The following is a 19371-nucleotide window of genomic DNA, read 5'->3' on the forward strand; positions in this document are numbered from 1 at the left end:
GCTTACGGACGGGCCCGCCGCCGTGCCACCAGGGTCCACACGCCGAGCCCCGCCAGCAGCGCGCTTCCGGTGCCGATGCCGCCCACCGCGAGCGCCCGGTACGCGGCGTCGTCACCGGCCGCTCCGCCCTCCTGGGCTGCCATGTCCCGGTCCTCCCCCGTGACCGTGAAGACGTCCGCCGGCACGGGCCGCCCCGCGTAGCCGGGCCCGTCCTGTTCCGCACCGCTCAGCCGAACCCTCAGCGTCAGCGGAACGGGCCCGTCGCCGAAGTCGTCCGCGACCTCCGCGGAGAGGTGCGCGACGAGGTAGTAGGAACCGGCGAACCGCATCACCGAGACCTGCCGGCCGGCGGCGTGGCGATTGACGTACTGCACCGGCGGCAGGGGGGCCAGGCTCTTCGACTTCTGGCCGCCGTCGTAGCCGACGCCCAGGTCCTCGACGTGGGCCCGGACCGGGTTGTAGAGGTCCAGGTCCAGTGCGGCGGCGACGTAGCCCCTGCCGGCCGAGCTGGAACTGCCCAGTTCAGCGGTGGCGTGCAGCTGCTGCCCCCAGTCGACGGGGACCTTGTAGAAAAGGGTCTGGCCCGGGCGTATGTCATCCCGCCACACACCGTGGCCGATGGAGGTGGCCCGGGCGAAGCCCGCACCGCCCGCGCGCCTTTCCGGCCGGCCCGCGACGGGCTGGGGCGACGCGGAGTTCCACTCCTCGGGTGCCTTCGTGGGACCGGTCTTCTCCAGCGCCGGCTCCGACACCGTGGTGAGCTCCAGCTCCCAGGGGACGGGGGAGGAGTTCTTTCCGTCCGGGTCGGCGCGTTCGACGGTCACGTAGTACGTGCCCGCGTCCTTGCACAGTGATCTCCTGGGAGAGATGTCCCGCACGGCCCATGCGGCGACCGGATGAGGGCTGCCGCCGGCGCCGAAGGTCGCCGTGTCGGCATCGCAGGACCGGCCGTCACCGTCCTGCACGGAGATCTTGAGACCGTCGATGACGGAGGTGTCGCGGCCGGCCGGCGGAGCGGCCGTGGCGGAGGCGTAGGTGTTCGTGGTGCCGTCGAGTTCGAGGCGGTAGTGGACCTTGCCGGTGGCCGGCAGGGTGCTGCGATAGGTCCGGCCCGGCACCAGTTCCGCGGCGTCCGCGGTGCTCACGGCACCGTCGATCCTCCGCGCGTCCTCGGCGAAGCCGTAGTCCCCGGCATCTCCGACAGACCGGAGGGCCGCGTCACCGGCGGTGCTGGTGACGCCGGTCCCGGCGGCCTCGACGGCGACCGCCACCTGCCCCGGCGGGACACCCAGCCCCAGGACGACCGCCACACCCACCCATCCGGCAACCGGACGCCGGCCGAGCCCGGCTCCGGCCCGCCCCCGCGCCGTCCACTGCCGTCCCCTCACGCGCCACCCCTCGTCGCTGCCCGGACGTCGCACCGTGTCGCCCATCCTGGCGCACACAAAACCCCGACCGCGAGGGCGGCCGGGGTCTGTTCAGCGTTGGATATCGGTACTCACGAACCCGTGGGCACGGAGTCAGTCGCCTCCGTCCACAGATCCTGCTCGGCGCGATCCGCCTGGATCTGGCGGTACACGAGGAGCCCGCCGATGGCGGCCAGTGCGACCAGGAGAAGCTTCTTCACCGCGCGACCTCGTCTTTCGTTGACGTAGGGGACCTCTGGCGCCCGACTATACACACCGGTCGATACCGATCGGTGACCTGCGTCGACCCCTTGAACTGCCTTTGGGTCAGGCGCGGCAGAAGCTGAGTACGGCGATCCGATCGGAGGGTGATCACACCTCCATGTACGGCCACTTTGCGCCTTTTGCTTACGTCTCTCCACATTTTCAACCTTCACGCCCCCATCCGGGTGGTGTTCATCTGAACATCCACGCGTCACGGGCGTTGGTCCACCACTTCGCGGTCCCCATACACATCATGAGGAAAGTACGCAAATCGCCCGACCCGAAAGTGAGGGGCCATGGCCCGGAACAAGGTCATGAAGCTGTGGAACGCCGTCGTCACCGCCTTCCTCGCGCTGTGCACGGCACTCGGACTCATCACCACGACTGCCTCCGCGGCCGTACCGCAGACCGAGAAGACGCGCAACAGCGACAGCACGTCCAGGACGACGGCACCGGCCACGCCCCTCTGGTCCTGGTCACTGATCAGGGCCCTGCCGCCCACGATGAAACAGCGCATCCACGCCGAGGCCCACGGCAAGTCCCCCAGCTGCCGGCACAGCCCCCACACGGCGACCATGGAGGGGTCCGGCTCAGCCGACTGCTCCGACGACACGGCGTCCTCCCGGCCGGAATCCGTCACCGGACTCATCCCCCTCCAGCGCTGAGCCCCTCGGCGAACACTCCGGAGCCCTCCTCATACCGTCGCTGCTTCATAAGTCCTGGCGAACTTGCGTACAGCACCACGGCACGACGACGACTCCCCGGCTGGTGACAGCCTCGACGCCAGAAAGAAGACCCCCGTCGGCATCCGACGGGGGTCCTTTCGCCTCTGGAGCACCTGCTTACCGGCTGATGTCAGCCGTGCATGTCAAAGACCCCCAGCCGTTACCGACTGGGGGTCTTCTCGCTGGTGGGGCTAACAGGATTTGAACCTGTGGCCTCATCCTTATCAGGGATGCGCTCTAACCAACTGAGCTATAGCCCCGCCGCGCTCTGCGGTGTGTCCCGCGCGCTGACTCCTGAAGATTAGCGCACGACCCGGGCAGTCCCAAAATCGATTGCCGGGGAACCGTCGCAGGCGGCGGGGAAAGCGTCCTGAGCAGGTCACTCGTCCTCGGCCAGCGTCACCTCGACGCCACCCACGAAGCCCGCCGAAAGGTTGTAGATGAACGCGCCGAGCGTCGCGAGAGCCGTCGCCAGGACGACGTCGATGACCGCGATGATCGACGTGAACATCAGCACATTGGGCAGCGACAGGAACGACTGAAGATCGAAGCCGTTCGATTCGTTGGAGCCGGTCGCCTCGGCGATCGTGCCGCCGACCGTCGAGAACACGCCCATGGCGTCCATGACCATCCACAGCACCGCGGACGCGACGATCGTGCAGATGCCGAGCGCGATGGAGAGCAGGAAGCTGACCTTCATCACCGACCAGGGGTCGGCCTTGGCCACGCGCAGGCGCGCCTTGCGCACGCGCGGGGTCGTGCTCGCCCCGGTGCGAGGACGCCGCACCGCGCCGGTCTGGCCGGCTGCCGTACCGGCCTGTGCGGGGTAGGCCTGCGGCGGGTGGTACGGGCCCGCCTGCTGTTGCGGCTGCCGTTCCCCCGGCAGCGGTGAGGCCGGCTGAGCGGCCGCGCCCTGGCCCGGCGCGGCCTGCGGGCCTCGAGTGTCCGTCACGGTTCCCCCCTGGGATCCCTGCCTGCCGGACGAGGAGGCGTCCTTGGCGGGCGCCTTGATCGCTTTGAGATTGGTCGTGTGCGGATCTGCCGCCCGCGCGGCGGAGCCACGGCCACCGCCGTCCGTTCCCGAACTGGTACCGGCCGGTCCGGCGCCCGTGGCTCCGTTCACGCTGACTCACTCCTCGTGCTACTCGGCCGAGGGCGCCTCACCCTCGTCCGTGCCGGTGGCCGCGTCCCCGTCGGTGGTCTCGTCCACGGCCACGTCGCCGTCGACTTCCTCCGCCTCGCGTCCCGCCTCGGCGTTACGAGCGATGCCGACCACGGCATCGCGCTTGCCCAGATTGATCAGTTGGACGCCCATGGTGTCACGGCCGGTTTCCCTGATCTCGTTGACTCGCGTACGAATCACGCCGCCCGACAGCGTGATGGCGAGGATCTCGTCGGTCTCCTCGACCACCAGCGCGCCGACGAGGGAGCCGCGGTCCTCGACGATCTTGGCGGCCTTGATACCGAGGCCGCCGCGCCCCTGGACGCGGTACTCGTCGACGGAGGTCCGCTTCGCGTACCCGCCGTCTGTGGCAGTGAACACGAACGTACCGGGTCGAACAACATTCATCGAGAGCAGCTCGTCGCCCTCGCGGAAACTCATGCCCTTGACGCCGGAGGTCGCACGGCCCATGGGCCGCAGCGTCTCGTCCGTCGCCGTAAACCTGATCGACTGTGCCTTCTTGCTGACCAGCAGCAGATCGTCATCGGCAGAGATGAGTTCGGCGCCGATCAGTTCGTCGTCGGTACCGTCCTCCCGCTGACGCAGATTGATCGCGATGACACCGCCCGAGCGCGGCGAGTCGTAGTCCTTCAGCGGTGTCTTCTTCACCAGCCCGGCCTTGGTGGCCAGCACCAGGTAGGGCATCGCCTCGTAGTCGCGGATGGCACGGATCTGCGCGATGGTCTCGTCCGGCTGGAAGGCCAGCAGGTTGGCCACGTGCTGCCCGCGCGCGTCCCGGCCTGCGTCGGGGAGCTCGTAGGCCTTCACCCGGTAGACCCGGCCCTTGTTGGTGAAGAACAGCAGCCAGTGGTGGGTGGTGGACACGAAGAAGTGGTTGACGATGTCGTCTTCCTTGAGCTTCGTGCCGCGTACGCCCTTGCCGCCGCGCTTCTGGGCCCGGTAGTCGTCGGTCTTGGTGCGCTTGATGTAGCCGCCGCGCGTGACCGTGACGACGATGTCCTCCTCGGCGATCAGGTCCTCGATGGACATGTCGCCCTCGTAGGGGATCAGCTTCGTCTTGCGGTCGTCGCCGAACTTCTCGACGATCGCCGCCAGCTCCTGGCTGACGATGCCGCGCTGGCGCACGGGGGAGGCGAGGATCTCGTTGTACTCGTTGATCTTCGCCTGGAGTTCGTCGTGCTCCTGGACGATCTTCTGGCGCTCCAGTGCGGCCAGTCGGCGCAGCTGCATCTCGAGGATCGCGTTGGCCTGGATGTCGTCGATGTCGAGGAGGTCCATCAGGCCGCCGCGCGCGATCTCGACGGTGTCACTGCGCCGGATCAGCGCGATGACCTCGTCGATGGCGTCCAGGGCCTTCAGCAGACCGCGCAGGATGTGCGCCCGCTCCTCGGCCTTGCGCAGCCGGAAACGCGTACGGCGGACGATGACCTCGATCTGGTGCGTCACCCAGTGGCGGATGAACGCGTCCAGGGAGAGGGTGCGCGGAACGCCGTCGACCAGGGCCAGCATGTTGGCGCCGAAGTTGGTCTGCAGGTCGGTGTGCTTGTAGAGGTTGTTCAGGACCACCTTGGCGACCGCGTCCCGCTTCAGCACGATGACCAGGCGCTGGCCGGTGCGCGAGGAGGTCTCGTCGCGGACATCCGCGATGCCGCCGATCTTGCCGTCCTTCACCAGGTCGGCGATCTTCTGCGCGAGGTTGTCCGGGTTGACCTGGTAGGGCAGCTCCGTGACCACCAGGCACTGGCGGTTCTGGATCTCCTCGACCTCGACCACCGCGCGCATGGTGATCGATCCACGGCCGGTCCGGTACGCCTCCTCGATGCCGTTGCGGCCGACCACGAGGGCGCCGGTCGGGAAGTCGGGGCCCTTGATGCGCTCGATCAGCGCGTCCAAAAGCTCCTCGTGGGACGCCTCGGGGTTCTCCAGGTACCACTGGGCGCCGGCCGCCACCTCGCGCAGGTTGTGCGGCGGGATGTTGGTCGCCATACCGACCGCGATACCGGCCGAGCCGTTGATCAGCAGGTTCGGGAAGCGGGCCGGCAGGACGGTCGGCTCCTGGGAGCGGCCGTCGTAGTTGTCCGTGAAGTCGACGGTCTCCTCGTCGATGTCCCGGACCATCTCCATCGACAGCGGCGCCATCTTGCACTCGGTGTAGCGCATGGCCGCCGCCGGGTCGTTGCCCGGCGAGCCGAAGTTGCCGTTGGAGTCCACGAGCGGCATCCGCATCGACCACGGCTGCGCGAGGCGGACCAGCGCGTCGTAGATCGAGGAGTCACCGTGCGGGTGGTAGTTGCCCATGACGTCGCCGACGACGCGGGCGCACTTGTAGAAGCCTCGCTCGGGGCGGTAGCCGCCGTCGTACATGGCGTACAGCACGCGGCGGTGGACGGGCTTGAGGCCGTCACGGACGTCGGGCAGCGCACGCGACACGATGACGGACATCGCGTAGTCGAGGTACGAGCGCTGCATCTCGGTTTCGAGCCCGACGGGCTCTACGCGCATGCCGGCCGCGTCCGGGTCCTCGAGGGGCGTGACGGGAGTGTTCTCGTCGGTCATTGCTGGTGAAAGTCCTTCCTGGTGCGGTCAGCTGAGACCGACTCAGATGTCGAGGAAGCGGACATCCTTGGCGTTGCGCTGGATGAACGCGCGGCGGGCCTCGACGTCCTCGCCCATCAGGACCGAGAACAGGTCGTCGGCCTGCGCGGCGTCGTCGAGGGTCACCTGGCCGAGGACGCGGTGCTCCTGGTCCATCGTGGTGATGCGCAGTTCCTCGGCGTTCATCTCGCCGAGACCCTTGAAGCGCTGGACGGAGTCCTCACGGATGCGCTTGCCGGCCTGACGGCCCATCTCGATCAGCGCGTCGCGCTCGCGGTCGGAGTACGCGTACTCGAAGTCGTCCCTGCCCCACTTGATCTTGTAGAGCGGGGGGCGGGAGAGGAACACGTGTCCGGCCTCGACCAGCGGCCGCATGAAGCGGAAGAGGAACGTCAGCAGCAGGGTGTTGATGTGCTGGCCGTCGACGTCGGCGTCCGCCATCAGGATGATCTTGTGATAGCGGAGCTTCTCGATGTCGAAGTCCTCGTGCACGCCGGTGCCGAACGCGGAGATCATCGCCTGGATCTCCTGGTTCTGCAGGATCCGGTCGATGCGCGCCTTCTCGACGTTGAGGATCTTGCCGCGGATCGGCAGGATCGCCTGGTACTGCGGGTTGCGGCCGGACTTGGCCGAACCGCCGGCGGAGTCGCCCTCGACGATGAAGATCTCGCACTTGGTGGGGTCGTTCGACTGGCAGTCGGACAGCTTGCCCGGCAGGGACGCCGACTCCAGCAGGCCCTTGCGCCGGGTCAGGTCACGGGCCTTGCGGGCCGCCACGCGCGCGGTGGCCGCCGCGATGCCCTTGCGGATGATGTCCGCGGCCTCGTTGGGGTTGCGGTCCAGCCAGTCGCTGAGGTGTTCGTAGACGACCTTCTGCACAAAGGTCTTCACCTCGGTGTTGCCCAGCTTGGTCTTGGTCTGGCCCTCGAACTGGGGCTCGCTCAGCTTGACCGAGATGATCGCGGTCAGACCCTCGCGGATGTCGTCACCCGTGAGGTTGTCGTCCTTGTCGCGCAGCAGCTTCTTCTCCCGCGCGTACTTGTTGATCACCGAGGTCAGCGCCGCACGGAAGCCCTCCTCGTGCGTACCGCCCTCGTGGGTGTGGATGATGTTGGCGAAGGAGTACACACCCTCCGTGTAGCCGCCGTTCCACTGCATGGCGACCTCGAGCGACAGGTGGCGCTCCTTGTCCTCCGCCTCGAGGTCGATGACGGTGGGGTGAATCACCTCTCCCTTGCGGGAGTTGAGGTACTTCACAAAGTCGACGATGCCGCCCTCGTAGCAGTACGAGACGCTCTTGACCTCGTGCTTCTCGTCCTCGCCCGCCTCGTCCGCGCCGGCGGTCGCCTTCGCCGACTCGCGCTCGTCGGTGAGGTTGATCCGCAGGCCCTTGTTCAGGAACGCCATCTCCTGGAAGCGCCGGGAGAGCGTCTCGAACGAGTAGTCCGTGGTCTCGAAGATGTCGGGGTCGGCCCAGAAGGTGACCGACGTGCCGGTCTCCTCGGTGGGCTCGTGCCGCTGCAGGGGCGCGGTGGGGACGCCCTGCTTGTACTCCTGCGTCCAGCGGTAGCCGTCCGTCTTCACCTCGACGGCGAGGCGCGTCGACAGCGCGTTGACCACGGACACGCCCACGCCGTGCAGACCGCCGGAGACCGCGTAACCGCCGCCGCCGAACTTGCCGCCCGCGTGCAGCACGGTGAGGACGACCTCGACGGCGGGCTTGCCCTCGGAGGGGACGATGCCCACGGGGATGCCACGGCCGTTGTCGACGACGCGGACGCCGCCGTCGGCCAGGATCGTCACGTCGATGGTGTCCGCGTAGCCGGCCAGCGCCTCGTCGACCGAGTTGTCGACGACCTCCTGCACCAAGTGGTGCAGTCCCCGCTCGCCGGTCGACCCGATGTACATACCGGGTCGCTTGCGGACCGCGTCCAGGCCCTCGAGGACGGTGATGGCGGTCGCGTCGTACGACGCGGCGGAGTCGCCGGCCGGGGTGCTCGCCGCGTCACTGACGCCGGTGTCGGTGGACGGGATGTTCTCGTTGGGGTTGCCGGAATCGGCCACGAAGCGCCCTTTCTGGCACAGCACGAGCCGGGCTCGTCGGCAGGTTGCCGGAGCGGCTGCGGCATGTTGCGTTGGTAAGCCTTGATCAGCGTTGCTCAGCTTTTCCCGGGCGGTCCCCACGATCGGGGCGGGATTGTCTTCCATTCTACCGGTAGCGCTGACATCGATGGGGGTTTGCGGGCACCTGAGTCCGCATGTGCCGCCCTCAACCGGTCTCGTCCGACTCCCGATATGCGGATGGGGGCCCCAGAGGCCCCACGAGGGCACTCAGCGCTTCCGGCCGTCAACCCTTTGCTACTTATGAGTCAGGTGGCGATTCGCAACCGTGTGCGGTCGTACGGCGAAACGGGTACCGGCGGCATGAACGCACGGTTGAGAAGCATTTCTGTGATGTCGGTCACGTGTCGCCGGAGAGGGCGAAAAGGCCGCCCCGTCACCCGTACGTGTCACCGGGTCCGGTGCTCCCGGGAGCGCGCAGAGGGCCGAAGCGACGGGCGGGACCGGCGGGGCCGACGACCTTGATCAGCCGCACCGTGCCGTGCCCCAGGTCCTCGTTGAGCCGCGCCACCAGGGTCGGCGCGAGCAGCCGCAGATTGGTCGCCCAGGCCGTGGAGTCGCAGCTCACGACCAGCACCCGTTCGTCCTCGTCGTAGCGCTCCGGCTCGCAGTGCTTGGCCACGTCCTCGCCGACGATCTCGGGCCAGCGCCCCATCACCCCGCCCACCGCGGCCGGGGCCTCCCAGCCGCGTTCGGTGAGCAGCCGGTTGATCGCCGCGCCGAGCGCCATCGGGTCGCGCCGGTCGGCGCGCGCGCCGGAGCGCAGTCCGCCGCGCCGCGCCTGCTTCTTCTGCTGCGCCGCATTCCCCCGCGCGCGTGCCGCTTCCCTGGCCGCGCGCAACGCCACGCGCGCCAGGTCGACACCGGAGGGCTCGGGCGCCTTGCCGGCACCGCCCGCGGGTTGCTCCTGCTCGCTCATGCGCGCTCCACCGTTCCGTCGGCCACGGCGAACCGCGTACCCGCCAGCACATGAGGTACGTCGTCGTCGACGGCGGCGGTGACCAGCACCTGTTCACCAGGCGCGACCAGCTCGGCCAGCCGCTCCCGCCGGCGCGTGTCGAGCTCGGCGAAGACGTCGTCCAGGACCAGCACCGGCTCGTTGCCCTCGGCGCGCAGCAGGTCGTACGACGCCAGGCGCAGCGCCAGCGCGTAGGACCAGGACTCACCGTGCGAGGCGTACCCCTTGGCGGGCAGCTGCCCCAGCTTGAGAAGCACATCGTCCCGGTGCGGGCCGACCAGGGTGACGCCCCGCTCGATCTCCTGCTTGCGGACCTCGGAGAGGGCGGACATCAGCTGCTCGAACAGGTCCTCGCGCGTGTGGGCCTCGCCGGGCGCGGACGGCCTGTACTCCAGCGCCACCGGTCCACCGCCGGGTGCGAGCTGTTCATATGCCTTGTCGGCCAGCGGCTGCATCGCGGCGATCAGATCCAGACGCTGGGCCAGGAGCTCGGCACCCGCGCGGGCGAGGTGCTGGTCCCAGACGTCGAGCGTGGACAGGTCCAGGGCGCGCCCGCCGTGCCGGCGGGCCAGCGCCGCCGACTTCAGCAGGGTGTTGCGCTGTTTGAGCACGCGGTCGTAGTCGGAGCGGACACCGGCCATGCGCGGCGCACGCGCGGTGATCAGCTCGTCCAGGAAACGACGCCGCTCGCCCGGATCGCCCTTGACCAGGGACAGGTCCTCGGGCGCGAACAGCACGGTCCGTACGATCCCCAGCACGTCCCGGGGCCTCACCTGCGAGGACCTGTTGATGCGGGCACGGTTGGCGCGGCCCGGGTTGAGCTCCAGCTCGACCAGCTGCTGCCGCTCGCCCTGGCGGACCTGGGCGCGGATGACCGCGCGGTCGGCCCCCATGCGGACCAGCGGGGCATCGGAGGAGACCCGGTGGCTGCCGAGGGTGGCGAGGTAGCCGATCGCCTCGACGAGGTTCGTCTTGCCCTGCCCGTTGGGGCCGACGAAGGCCGTCACCCCCGGGTCGAGCGGGACCTCGACCCGGGGGTAGGAGCGGAAGTCGGCCAGCGACAGATGCGTGACGTGCATGATCGTTCCGCCGACCTCCCCCGGCGTTGTGGACCGCCCAGCGGTCCTGTGGATGCGTACGTGCTCTGTGGACTACTTCTTCTCGACCGCGTGGCCGCCGAACTGGTTGCGCAGCGCCGCGATCATCTTCATCTGCGGCGAGTCGTCCTGACGGGAGGCGAACCGCGCGAACAGCGAGGCCGTGATCGCCGGCAGCGGGACCGCGTGGTCGATCGCGGCCTCCACAGTCCAGCGTCCCTCACCGGAGTCCTGTGCATAACCCCGGAGCCCGTCCAGGTGCTCGTCCTCGTCGAGGGCGTCGACCGCGAGGTCCAGCAGCCAGGAGCGGATGACGGTGCCCTCCTGCCAGGAGCGGAACACCTCCCGGACGTCGGTCACCGAGTCGGCCTTCTCGAGCAGCTCCCAGCCCTCGGCGTAGGCCTGCATCATGGCGTACTCGATGCCGTTGTGGACCATCTTCGCGAAGTGGCCCGCGCCGACCTTCCCGGCGTGCACCGAACCGAAGTCGCCCTCCGGCTTGAGGGCGTCGAATATCGGCTGCACCTTGGCGACGTTCTCCTTGTCGCCGCCGTACATCAGCGCGTAGCCGTTCTCCAGGCCCCAGACGCCGCCGGAGACGCCGCAGTCGACGAAGCCGATGCCCTGGGCCGCCAGCTCCTCGGCGTGCTTCTCGTCGTCCGTCCAGCGGGAGTTGCCACCGTCGACGACGACGTCGCCCGGCTCGAGGAGCCCGGCGAGCTCGTCGATCGTGGACTGGGTCGGCTCACCGGCCGGGACCATCACCCACACCACACGCGGGCCGCTGAGCTTGTCCACAAGCTCCCGCAGGCTGTGCACATCGGCGAGGTCCGGGTTGCGGTCGTATCCGTGGACGGTGTGGCCTGCGCGGCGGATCCGCTCGCGCATGTTGCCGCCCATCTTGCCGAGGCCGACGAGACCGAGCTCCATCAGTTGTGTTCCTTAGGTATGCGATGTGGCGTGACGGCACTTACGTACCGGCGTCCGAGCCTAAACCCGGACGCTCGCGCACATCTGTGGGCATACGCGCTCACACGCACGCCCTCACCTGCGGCTTTCCGCGCGCAGGGTGATCAGCCGCGCGGCGGGCGCACCTCAGCCGCTGAGCCGCACCGGCATGATCAGGTACTTGTAGGCCTCGTCCGCCTCCGCGTCCACCGCCGGGCGGCCGCTGAGCAGCGCGGGCTTGGTGGACGTGGTGAACGACAGCTGGGCCACCGGGGAGTCGATGGCGCTCAGGCCGTCCAGCAGGAACGTCGGGTTGAAGGCGATCGAGATGTCATCGCCCTCCAGCTGGGCGTCGACCCTTTCCACAGCCTGTGCGTCGTCGCTGGACCCGGCCTCCAGGATGAGCACGCCCTGCTCGAAGCTCAGCCGCACCGGGGTGTTGCGCTCGGCGACCAGGGCCACACGCTTGACGGCCTCCACGAAGGGGGCGGTCTCGATCACGGCGACGCTGTTGAACTCGGTCGGGAACAGCGTGCGGTACTTCGGCAGGTCGCCCTCCAGCAGCCGCGTGGTGGTACGGCGGCCGGCGCCCTCGAAGCCGATCAGGCCCTCGCCGGCACCCGAGCCGGACAGCGCCAGGATGACCTGGTCACCGCTGGTCAGCGCCTTGGCGGTGTCCTGGAGCGTCTTGGCGGGAACCAGGGCGACCGCGGAGACCTCCGGGTTCTCCGGCTTCCACAGGAACTCGCGGACCGCGAAGCGGTAGCGGTCGGTGGAGGCGAGCGTGACGGTGTCGCCCTCGATCTCGATGCGCACACCCGTGAGCACGGGCAGCGTGTCGTCACGGCCGGCCGCGATGGCGACCTGCTGGACGGCGGAGGCGAAGACCTCGCCAGGGACCGTGCCCGTCGCGTTCGGCATCTGCGGCAGGGCCGGGTACTCCTCCACAGGCAGTGTGTGCAGGGTGAACCGCGAGGAGCCGCACACCACCGTCGCCCGTACACCGTCTGTGGAAATCTCCACCGGCCGGTTGGGGAGGGCCCGGGAGATGTCGGCCAGCAGCCGGCCGGAGACCAGAACCGTGCCCTCCTCCTCGACCTCCGCGTCCACCGACACCCGCGCGGAGACCTCGTAGTCGAAGCTGGACAGGCTCAGCTGGCCGTTCTCGGCCTTCAGCAGCAGGCCGGCGAGGACAGGGGCCGGCGGACGGGCCGGGAGGCTGCGCGCCGCCCAGGCCACTGCCTCCGCGAGTACGTCGCGTTCCACCCGAATCTTCACTGTTGCCGCCTCCTGCTGTTGCCGGCGCTTCTCGCCCTGCCTGGCTTCGTCGTCTGACTCGGTGTCGTCGGCCCCTGTGAAGGGAAGGACACCGGGGACCAGTCTGACGTACCGCACTGACAGTAGGTGCCCCTCGGGGTCAAGTCGTGACGAGTGGCAGCCGGGGCCGAGACAGCGAGTTGTGCACAGGACCCCCTTCGAAACGAATTCCTCGCTCTCTATGGTCGGGAGTAGTAGTAGGGCCTGTGGATACCGTGGATAACCTTGTTTGCCCAGCTCAGCGCGGGTTTTTTGTCCACGGGCCCTGTGGGCGGAGCCGGTGGACAACCAGGGCCGTCTGTGGAGAACAGAAAGTTCTGCACACCCCGTGCACAGGCGGGGGCCAGTTCTCCCCAGATCCGTCCCCAGGTTCGCGGGCCTTTCCCACAGCCCCCTGCGGCAGCCTGATGTGACGCCTTTCACTCGCCCCGGTGAGAGGGCGCGTCGCGTTGCCGAACAGTGGACAGTCATGTGGAGAACCGGCCGATCACTGGGGACAACCGGCCTCGTCCTGTGGGTTGTCCGTGGACAACTTGATGCACAGGGTGTGGACCACGGCTTCGTCCACAGTCTGTGGAGACCGTTTGTCCACGAATCCACAGGCGGTTGACCTGGTTCGATGGCTTCGCGGCAGCCCCTGCTGTGGACAAGATCGGGACAACTTTCCGGTCCCCAGGATGTGGACGGGAAAAAGTCACCGAATCTGTGGAGGGCGGCCGTAACCCGGCTCCGTAATCGAACAGCGCCCGGCGCCCTTCTTCGGGCGCCGGCGCACGAAGAAGGGCGCCTCCGGATCCCTCCGGAGGCGCCCTCGTCCGTCCTGCGGCCGTCAGCCGGCCTTGATGCGGTTGGTGAGCTCCGTGACCTGGTTGTAGATGGAGCGCCGCTCGGCCATCAGATTGCGGATCTTCCGGTCGGCGTGCATCACCGTCGTGTGGTCGCGTCCCCCGAACAGCGCGCCGATCTTCGGCAGTGAGAGATCCGTCAGCTCCCGGCACAGGTACATGGCGATCTGCCGGGCGGTCACCAGGGCGCGCCCGCGCGAGGTCCCGCACAGGTCCTCGACCGTCAGCCCGAAGTAGTCGGCGGTCGCGCCCATGATGGCGGTGGAGGTGATCTCCGGAGCGGAGTCGTCGCCCCCGGGCATCAGGTCCTTCAGCACGATCTCCGTCAGCCCCAGATCCACCGGCTGCCGGTTGAGCGAGGCGAACGCCGTCACCCGGATCAACGCGCCCTCGAGCTCACGGATGTTCCGTGAGATCCGGGAAGCAATGAACTCCAGCACCTCCGGAGGGGCGTTGAGCTGTTCCTGAACCGCCTTCTTGCGCAGGATCGCGATGCGCGTCTCCAGCTCCGGCGGCTGGACATCGGTGATCAGGCCCCACTCGAAACGGTTCCGCAGCCGGTCCTCCAGGGTGACCAGCTGCTTGGGCGGCCGGTCGCTGGACAGCACGATCTGCTTGTTGGCGTTGTGGAGGGTGTTGAAGGTGTGGAAGAACTCCTCCTGCGTCGACTCCTTGTCCGCCAGGAACTGGATGTCGTCGACGAGCAGGATGTCCATCTCGCGGTAGCGCTTGCGAAAGCTGTCGCCCTTGCCGTCGCGGATGGAGTTGATGAACTCGTTGGTGAACTCCTCCGAGCTGACGTACCGCACGCGCGTGCCCGGGTAGAGGCTCCGCGCGTAGTGTCCGATCGCGTGCAGCAGATGCGTTTTGCCCAGCCCCGACTCCCCGTAGATGAACAGGGGGTTGTACGCCTTCGCCGGTGCCTCGGCGACGGCCACCGCGGCCGCGTGCGCGAAACGGTTGGAGGCACCAATGACGAAGGTGTCGAACAGGTACTTCGGGTTCAGCCGCGCGGTCGGCTCACCGGGGCCGGGTGCCGGGGCGGGCTGCGCCGCAAGGGGGCCGGGAGCCCCGGTGGTGGGCAGGTTGGGGCCCACGGGACCGCCGCGGTGGACGTGGCCCGAGCCGGTGGGCGGTTCGGGCAGTTCGCGGCGCCGGGCGTCGCGGTGGTCGTAGTCGCCGCGCGACGCGTCGTAGTCGGAGCGCTGCCGGTCGTAGGACGGCCGCTCCATCGGCTGCGGGCGGTAGTCCTGCGAAGGCGACCCGCCGTAGCCGTCCTGTGAGCCGTACGCGTCCTGGCTGCCGTAGGTGTCCTGCGAGCCGTAGGCGTCCTGCGGCGGCGAGGCGTACGGATCCCGGTCGGGGAAGCCGAGGCGCTGCTGCTGCCAGCCGTACTCCTCCTGCGACGGCCGCCACGGCCCGGGCTCCGGGCGCTGGTACTCCGAGGGGTAGGCGGGGCGTGCGGTGGGGAGCTGGTCACCGGACGGGCCCGGCTGCTGGTCGCCCCGGCGCCGGCCGTACCCCTCGTATGCCTCGTATCCCTCGTACGACTTGCGCTCCTGCCGGTCCGGCCCCTCGCGGTGATCGGACGAGCGGTCGGGGCGGTCTGGGCGGTCGGGGCGTTCCTGGCGGACGGAGGGGAGCTCCGGCTCCTCGTACCGCGGCTGTGGACGGGGCGCCGGGACCGACGGGGGCTCCCCGGCGGTCTCGTCGACGGTGATCGCGATCCGGATGGGGCGGCCGCACTCGCGGGTCAGGGTCTCGCTGACGATGGGGGCCAGGCGGCCCTCGAGCACACCCTTGGCGAACTCGTTCGGTACGGCGAGCAGTGCGGTGTCGGCGACCAGGGCCAGCGGCTGGCAGCGCCGGATCCAGTGCTCGTCCTTGCCCTCGACCCCTTGTCCGCGGCCCTCACCGAGTAGCTGTTCCAGTACGCGTGGCCACACTGCGGCAAGATCGGCAGGTACGTCAGCCACAGGGCACGCTCTCTCACAGGTCCCTCGATCGTGTGATGCGAAGGACGGGTCGGGATGTAAATCGGGTGGTGGAGGGTCAAGGGAACGAATCGGAGTCCAGTCACGGTAGTCAGCGCGGCCGGTACGGTTCAAGTTGTTGTCCCCAGGCTGTGGACAAGTGTCTCCCGGCGGCCGTTGGTTTGACCGAATGACGCAGCCGCGCGTACCGTAACGAGGTCGAGTTGTCGATGGCTGCTGCCGCCTGCCTCCGATGGGCACAGATCGCTCAAGGTGATCGGTCAGCGGTGCACTGGGGCGTAACGCGAGCTACTCGTGGGCGCACGGTGACAGCCAGGACGGCACCCCGCAAGAACCGATTTCTTCTGGAGCCCCCGAGTGAGCAAGCGCACCTTCCAGCCGAACAACCGTCGCCGCGCCAAGACCCACGGCTTCCGGCTGCGTATGCGCACCCGTGCCGGCCGCGCGATTCTCGCGTCCCGCCGCAGCAAGGGTCGCGCCCGCCTGTCCGCCTGATCCCGGTCAGGTCATGACGTCGTGCTGCCCACCGAGAACCGGCTGAGGCGGCGCGAGGACTTCGCGACCGCGGTACGACGAGGGCGCCGGGCCGGGCGCCCGCATCTCGTCGTCCACCTTCGTAGCGGTGCAACGGACCCGCATGCGCCTGGGGAGAGCGCTCCCCCATCGCGTGCGGGTTTCGTCGTGAGCAAGGCCGTGGGCGGCGCGGTGGTGCGCAACAAGGTGAAGCGCAGGCTTCGCCACCTGATGCGCGAGCGAGTCCACCGACTGCCCCCCGGTAGCCTGGTAGTCGTACGAGCGCTGCCCGGTGCGGGCGACGCCGACCACGCACAGCTGGCCCGAGACCTGGATGCCGCCTTGCAGCGGCTGCTGGGAGGGGGCGCGCGATGAAGTACCCGCTGCTGGCTCTGATCAAGCTCTACCAGTGGACGATCAGTCCACTGCTGGGGCCGGTATGCAAGTACTACCCGTCGTGTTCCCACTACGGCTACACGGCCATCGACCGGCACGGTGCCGTCAAGGGCACCGCACTCACGGCCTGGCGCATCCTGCGGTGCAATCCGTGGTCGCTGGGCGGTGTGGACCATGTCCCGCCGCGTAAGCGTCCGCGGTGGCACGAAATGCTGCGTAACGCCTGGCGTGCACGCAAGGGCGGGACCTCCGCCGCCGAACCGGCCACCGAAGGACAGACTCCTCCCACACGTCCGACGAGTCCTTCGAGCCCGGCCGCAGAGACTTCGTCCCATGCCCAAGGAGCATGATTAGTGGACACGATTGCCAGCCTCTTCAGCTTCATCACGACACCTGTCTCCTGGGTCATCGTCCAGTTCCACAGCGTGTACGGCGCCATCTTCGGGCCTGACACAGGATGGGCCTGGGGCCTGTCCATCGTGTCCTTGGTGATCCTGATCCGTATCTGCCTGATCCCGCTCTTCGTGAAGCAGATCAAGGCCACACGCGCGATGCAGACGCTCCAGCCGGAGATGAAGAAGATCCAGGAGCGCTACAAGAACGACCGGCAGCGCCAGTCCGAAGAGATGATGAAGCTCTACAAGGAGACGGGTACCAACCCGCTCTCCTCGTGCCTTCCCATCCTGGCCCAGTCGCCGTTCTTCTTCGCCCTCTACCACGTGCTCAACAGCATCGCGTCGAACGACACCGTCGGCGTGATCAACGAGCGTCTGCTGGAGAGCGCGCAGAAGGCCCACATCTTCGGTGCTCCGCTCGCCGCGAAGTTCACGGACAGCTCGGACAAGGTCGAGGCGCTCAACTCATCGCTGACCGATGTCCGCGTCGTCACGGCGATCATGATCGTGCTGATGTCGCTGTCGCAGTTCTACACGCAGCGCCAGCTGATGACGAAGAACGTCGACACCTCCGTGAAGACGCCGTTCATGCAGCAGCAGAAGATGCTGATGTACATCTTCCCCGTCATCTTCGCGGTCTTCGGCATCAACTTCCCGGTCGGTGTTCTCGTCTACTGGCTGACCACCAACGTGTGGACCATGGGCCAGCAGATGTACGTCATCCACAACAACCCCACGCCGGGTTCCAAGGCTCAGGCCGCGTACCTGGAGCGCCTGTCCAAGCACGTCACCCGGCACGGCAAGACCCGCAATCGCCGCGAGCGCGCCATCGTCAAGGCCATCGTCGCCAAGGGGCGGGATCGCAACGAGTACGAGCGCAAGTTCATCAACGGTCTGAACAAGGCGGGTCTCGCCGCACAGACCGACGGCGCGGTGATCAAGAGCGAGAGTTCTGCCGAGGCCCAGGCGGAGGACGGCACGCGGGCCGGCACCGGCGCCGCTCCCAAGCGACAGCAGCCCAAGAGGCAGAGCAAGTCCCAGCGCCAGTCCGGGGCGGCCAAGGCGGCGGGTGAGTCCACCTCGCTGACGAAGTCCGACGAGCCTCAGGACGCCAAGCCCGCCTCCGCTGCCAAGAAGGGCAACGCCAAGCCCGGCGGAACTACCCGCAGCAAGGCCCAGTCCGGACAGCGCAAGGGTCCGCAGCGGCCCAAGTCCCCGTCCAAGAAGTAAGAAGGAGTCCATCCCGTGACGGAAGGCACCACTGCCGCCGCTGCCGAGGGCGCAGACACCCTGACCCGCCTGGAGCAGGAGGGCGAGATCGCGGCGGACTACCTGGAGGGTCTGCTCGACATCGCCGATCTCGACGGCGACATCGACATGGACGTCGAGGCCGACCGCGCCTCTGTCTCGATCATCAGCGACACGGGCAGCCGTGACCTGCAGAAGCTGGTGGGCCGTGACGGTGAGGTGCTGGAAGCACTTCAGGAGCTCACGCGTCTGGCCGTGCACCGGGAGACCGGGGACCGTAGCCGCCTCATGCTCGACATCGCGGGCTTCCGGGCCACGAAGCGGACCGAACTGTCCGAGATCGGCGCGAAGGCCGCCGCCGAGGCCAAGAGCAGCGGTCGGCCCGTGAAGCTCGACCCGATGACGCCGTTCGAGCGCAAGGTCGTGCACGACGCGGTCAAGGCAGCCGGCCTCCGCAGCGAGTCCGAGGGCGAGGAGCCGCAGCGCTTCGTCGTCGTGCTTCCCGCCTGATCGGTCCCATATTTCACCGGCCCCGTCTGTTGCGCAGACGGGGCCGAATGTTGTCAGCCTGATAGTTCTGGTTCTGGTGTCGGCGCCCCGTGCCGGCACGGTACGGAAGGACGGTCCCCCGTGACGGAGGCAGCGGAGCTTCCCCCTGCGCCCGAGCAGGCCCGCGAGGTGTTCGGTGATCGCTTCGCGGACGCGGTCCGCTACGCGGAGCTGCTCGCCGAGGCGGGCGTGCAGCGCGGCCTGATCGGTCCGCGCGAGGTACCCCGCCTGTGGGAGCGGCATCTGCTGAACTGTGCGGTGCTCTCGGAGGTCGTACCCGAGGGGGTGACGGTGTGCGATGTCGGCTCTGGGGCAGGTCTGCCGGGCATCCCTCTGGCGCTGGTCCGGGAGGATCTCAAGATCACTCTGCTGGAGCCGCTGCTGCGGCGCACCAACTTCCTGACCGAGGTCGTGGAGCTGCTCGGCCTGGACCATGTGACGGTCGTACGCGGCCGCGCCGAGGAGGTCATGGGGAAGCTGCCGTCGGTGCATGTGGTGACCGCTCGAGCCGTTGCTCCGCTCGACCGCCTTGCCACCTGGGGCATTCCTCTCCTGCGGCCGTACGGCGAGATGCTCGCGCTCAAGGGTGATGCTGCCGAGGAGGAGCTGAAGAGCGCCTCCACGGCCCTGAGCAAGCTCGGTGCCGTGGCGACATCGATCGTGCATGTGGGCGAGGGGGTCGTGGACCCGATGTCCACCGTGGTGCGTGTCGAGGTCGGTGAGAGTCCTGGAGGTGTGCGGTTCGCCGCCAAGCGTGCGAAGGCGGCCCGCACAGGACGGGCCCGACGACGGCGCGGATAGCGAGCGGGGACCGACG

Annotated in this window: 17 protein-coding genes and 1 tRNA gene; 7 read left to right on the plus strand and 11 right to left on the minus strand. The window is 68.5% G+C overall.

The genetic code is table 11. The features are described from left to right. Positions 1–2: 2 nt before the first annotated feature. Both AB0L56_RS06235 and AB0L56_RS06240 read right to left on the minus strand, forming a co-directional pair. Positions 3–1388 carry a hypothetical protein gene (locus AB0L56_RS06235; protein WP_361026700.1) on the minus strand — a complete coding sequence of 462 codons (1386 nt, stop codon included), beginning with the start codon at positions 1386–1388 and terminating at the stop codon, positions 3–5. A gap of 110 nt (positions 1389–1498) precedes the next feature. Further along, complete coding sequence (locus AB0L56_RS06240) at positions 1499–1627, minus strand: DLW-39 family protein (protein WP_003999697.1); 129 nt, start codon at positions 1625–1627, stop codon at positions 1499–1501. 339 nt (positions 1628–1966) lie between these two features. On the opposite strand from AB0L56_RS06240, the gene AB0L56_RS06245 reads away from it, so the two are divergent. Further along, entirely contained in the window at positions 1967–2335 is a 369-nt protein-coding gene (locus tag AB0L56_RS06245) for a DUF6344 domain-containing protein (RefSeq protein WP_361026703.1), read from the plus strand. Between the two features lie 243 nt (positions 2336–2578). Here AB0L56_RS06245 and AB0L56_RS06250 read toward each other — a convergent pair. From AB0L56_RS06250 to dnaA, 9 genes are all read right to left on the minus strand, one after another. Continuing rightward, positions 2579–2655, minus strand: a tRNA-Ile gene (locus AB0L56_RS06250). Positions 2656–2774: 119 nt separating this feature from the next. Then, the gene (locus AB0L56_RS06255; protein WP_361026706.1) at positions 2775–3518 is read right to left on the minus strand and encodes a DUF3566 domain-containing protein; all 744 of its coding nucleotides are present in this window, start codon (positions 3516–3518) and stop codon (positions 2775–2777) included. Between the two features lie 18 nt (positions 3519–3536). Beyond that, positions 3537–6134, minus strand: a complete 2598-nt coding sequence (gene gyrA, locus AB0L56_RS06260; protein WP_365419579.1) for a DNA gyrase subunit A — start codon at positions 6132–6134, stop codon at positions 3537–3539. Positions 6135–6176: 42 nt separating this feature from the next. Further along, the gene (gene gyrB / locus AB0L56_RS06265; RefSeq protein WP_361026713.1) at positions 6177–8237 is read right to left on the minus strand and encodes a DNA topoisomerase (ATP-hydrolyzing) subunit B; all 2061 of its coding nucleotides are present in this window, start codon (positions 8235–8237) and stop codon (positions 6177–6179) included. A 433-nt stretch (positions 8238–8670) separates the two neighbouring features. Next, positions 8671–9213, minus strand: coding sequence for a DciA family protein (locus AB0L56_RS06270; RefSeq protein ID WP_365419582.1), 543 nt, complete (start codon positions 9211–9213; stop codon positions 8671–8673). Further along, on the minus strand, positions 9210–10331 hold the full coding sequence (gene recF / locus AB0L56_RS06275) for a DNA replication/repair protein RecF (protein WP_365419584.1): 1122 nt from the start codon (positions 10329–10331) through the stop codon (positions 9210–9212). The genes AB0L56_RS06270 and recF overlap by 4 nt, the downstream gene beginning before the upstream one ends. A gap of 72 nt (positions 10332–10403) precedes the next feature. Then, entirely contained in the window at positions 10404–11279 is an 876-nt protein-coding gene (gnd, locus tag AB0L56_RS06280; RefSeq protein ID WP_365419586.1) for a phosphogluconate dehydrogenase (NAD(+)-dependent, decarboxylating), read from the minus strand. Positions 11280–11444: 165 nt separating this feature from the next. Beyond that, positions 11445–12575 carry a DNA polymerase III subunit beta gene (gene dnaN / locus AB0L56_RS06285; RefSeq protein WP_190164605.1) on the minus strand — a complete coding sequence of 377 codons (1131 nt, stop codon included), beginning with the start codon at positions 12573–12575 and terminating at the stop codon, positions 11445–11447. A gap of 868 nt (positions 12576–13443) precedes the next feature. Beyond that, positions 13444–15435, minus strand: coding sequence for a chromosomal replication initiator protein DnaA (gene dnaA / locus AB0L56_RS06290; RefSeq protein WP_365419589.1), 1992 nt, complete (start codon positions 15433–15435; stop codon positions 13444–13446). A gap of 375 nt (positions 15436–15810) precedes the next feature. Between dnaA and rpmH the strand changes: the two genes are divergently transcribed. The 6 genes from rpmH to rsmG all read left to right on the plus strand — a co-directional run bounded on the left by rpmH (position 15811) and on the right by rsmG (position 19355). Continuing rightward, positions 15811–15948, plus strand: a complete 138-nt coding sequence (gene rpmH / locus AB0L56_RS06295) for a 50S ribosomal protein L34 (protein WP_003956500.1) — start codon at positions 15811–15813, stop codon at positions 15946–15948. A gap of 21 nt (positions 15949–15969) precedes the next feature. Then, positions 15970–16341, plus strand: a complete 372-nt coding sequence (rnpA, locus tag AB0L56_RS06300) for a ribonuclease P protein component (protein WP_365419592.1) — start codon at positions 15970–15972, stop codon at positions 16339–16341. Next, on the plus strand, positions 16338–16712 hold the full coding sequence (yidD, locus tag AB0L56_RS06305; RefSeq protein WP_361026731.1) for a membrane protein insertion efficiency factor YidD: 375 nt from the start codon (positions 16338–16340) through the stop codon (positions 16710–16712). Before rnpA ends, yidD begins: the two co-directional genes overlap by 4 nt. Before the next feature lie 3 nt (positions 16713–16715). Continuing rightward, entirely contained in the window at positions 16716–17987 is a 1272-nt protein-coding gene (gene yidC, locus AB0L56_RS06310) for a membrane protein insertase YidC (protein WP_365419596.1), read from the plus strand. A 15-nt stretch (positions 17988–18002) separates the two neighbouring features. Further along, a complete protein-coding gene (locus AB0L56_RS06315; protein WP_361026737.1) occupies positions 18003–18515 on the plus strand; it encodes a R3H domain-containing nucleic acid-binding protein in 513 nt (170 codons plus the stop codon). A 120-nt stretch (positions 18516–18635) separates the two neighbouring features. Beyond that, positions 18636–19355 (plus strand): 16S rRNA (guanine(527)-N(7))-methyltransferase RsmG, encoded by a 720-nt coding sequence (gene rsmG / locus AB0L56_RS06320; RefSeq protein ID WP_190164601.1) that lies wholly within the window; start codon positions 18636–18638, stop codon positions 19353–19355. Positions 19356–19371: the final 16 nt, after the last annotated feature.

This window comes from Streptomyces sp. NPDC052079, assembly GCF_040680275.1.
Classification (GTDB): Bacteria; Actinomycetota; Actinomycetes; order Streptomycetales; family Streptomycetaceae; genus Streptomyces.

Coding starts and splice junctions, on each gene's coding strand:
- recF (WP_365419584.1), bottom strand. CDS start 10,331: ATGCACGTCACGCATCTGTCGCTGGCCGACTTCCGCTCCTACCCCCGG.
- yidD (WP_361026731.1), top strand. CDS start 16,338: ATGAAGTACCCGCTGCTGGCTCTGATCAAGCTCTACCAGTGGACGATC.
- gyrA (WP_365419579.1), bottom strand. CDS start 6,134: ATGACCGACGAGAACACTCCCGTCACGCCCCTCGAGGACCCGGACGCG.
- AB0L56_RS06245 (WP_361026703.1), top strand. CDS start 1,967: ATGGCCCGGAACAAGGTCATGAAGCTGTGGAACGCCGTCGTCACCGCC.
- gnd (WP_365419586.1), bottom strand. CDS start 11,279: ATGGAGCTCGGTCTCGTCGGCCTCGGCAAGATGGGCGGCAACATGCGC.
- AB0L56_RS06270 (WP_365419582.1), bottom strand. CDS start 9,213: ATGAGCGAGCAGGAGCAACCCGCGGGCGGTGCCGGCAAGGCGCCCGAG.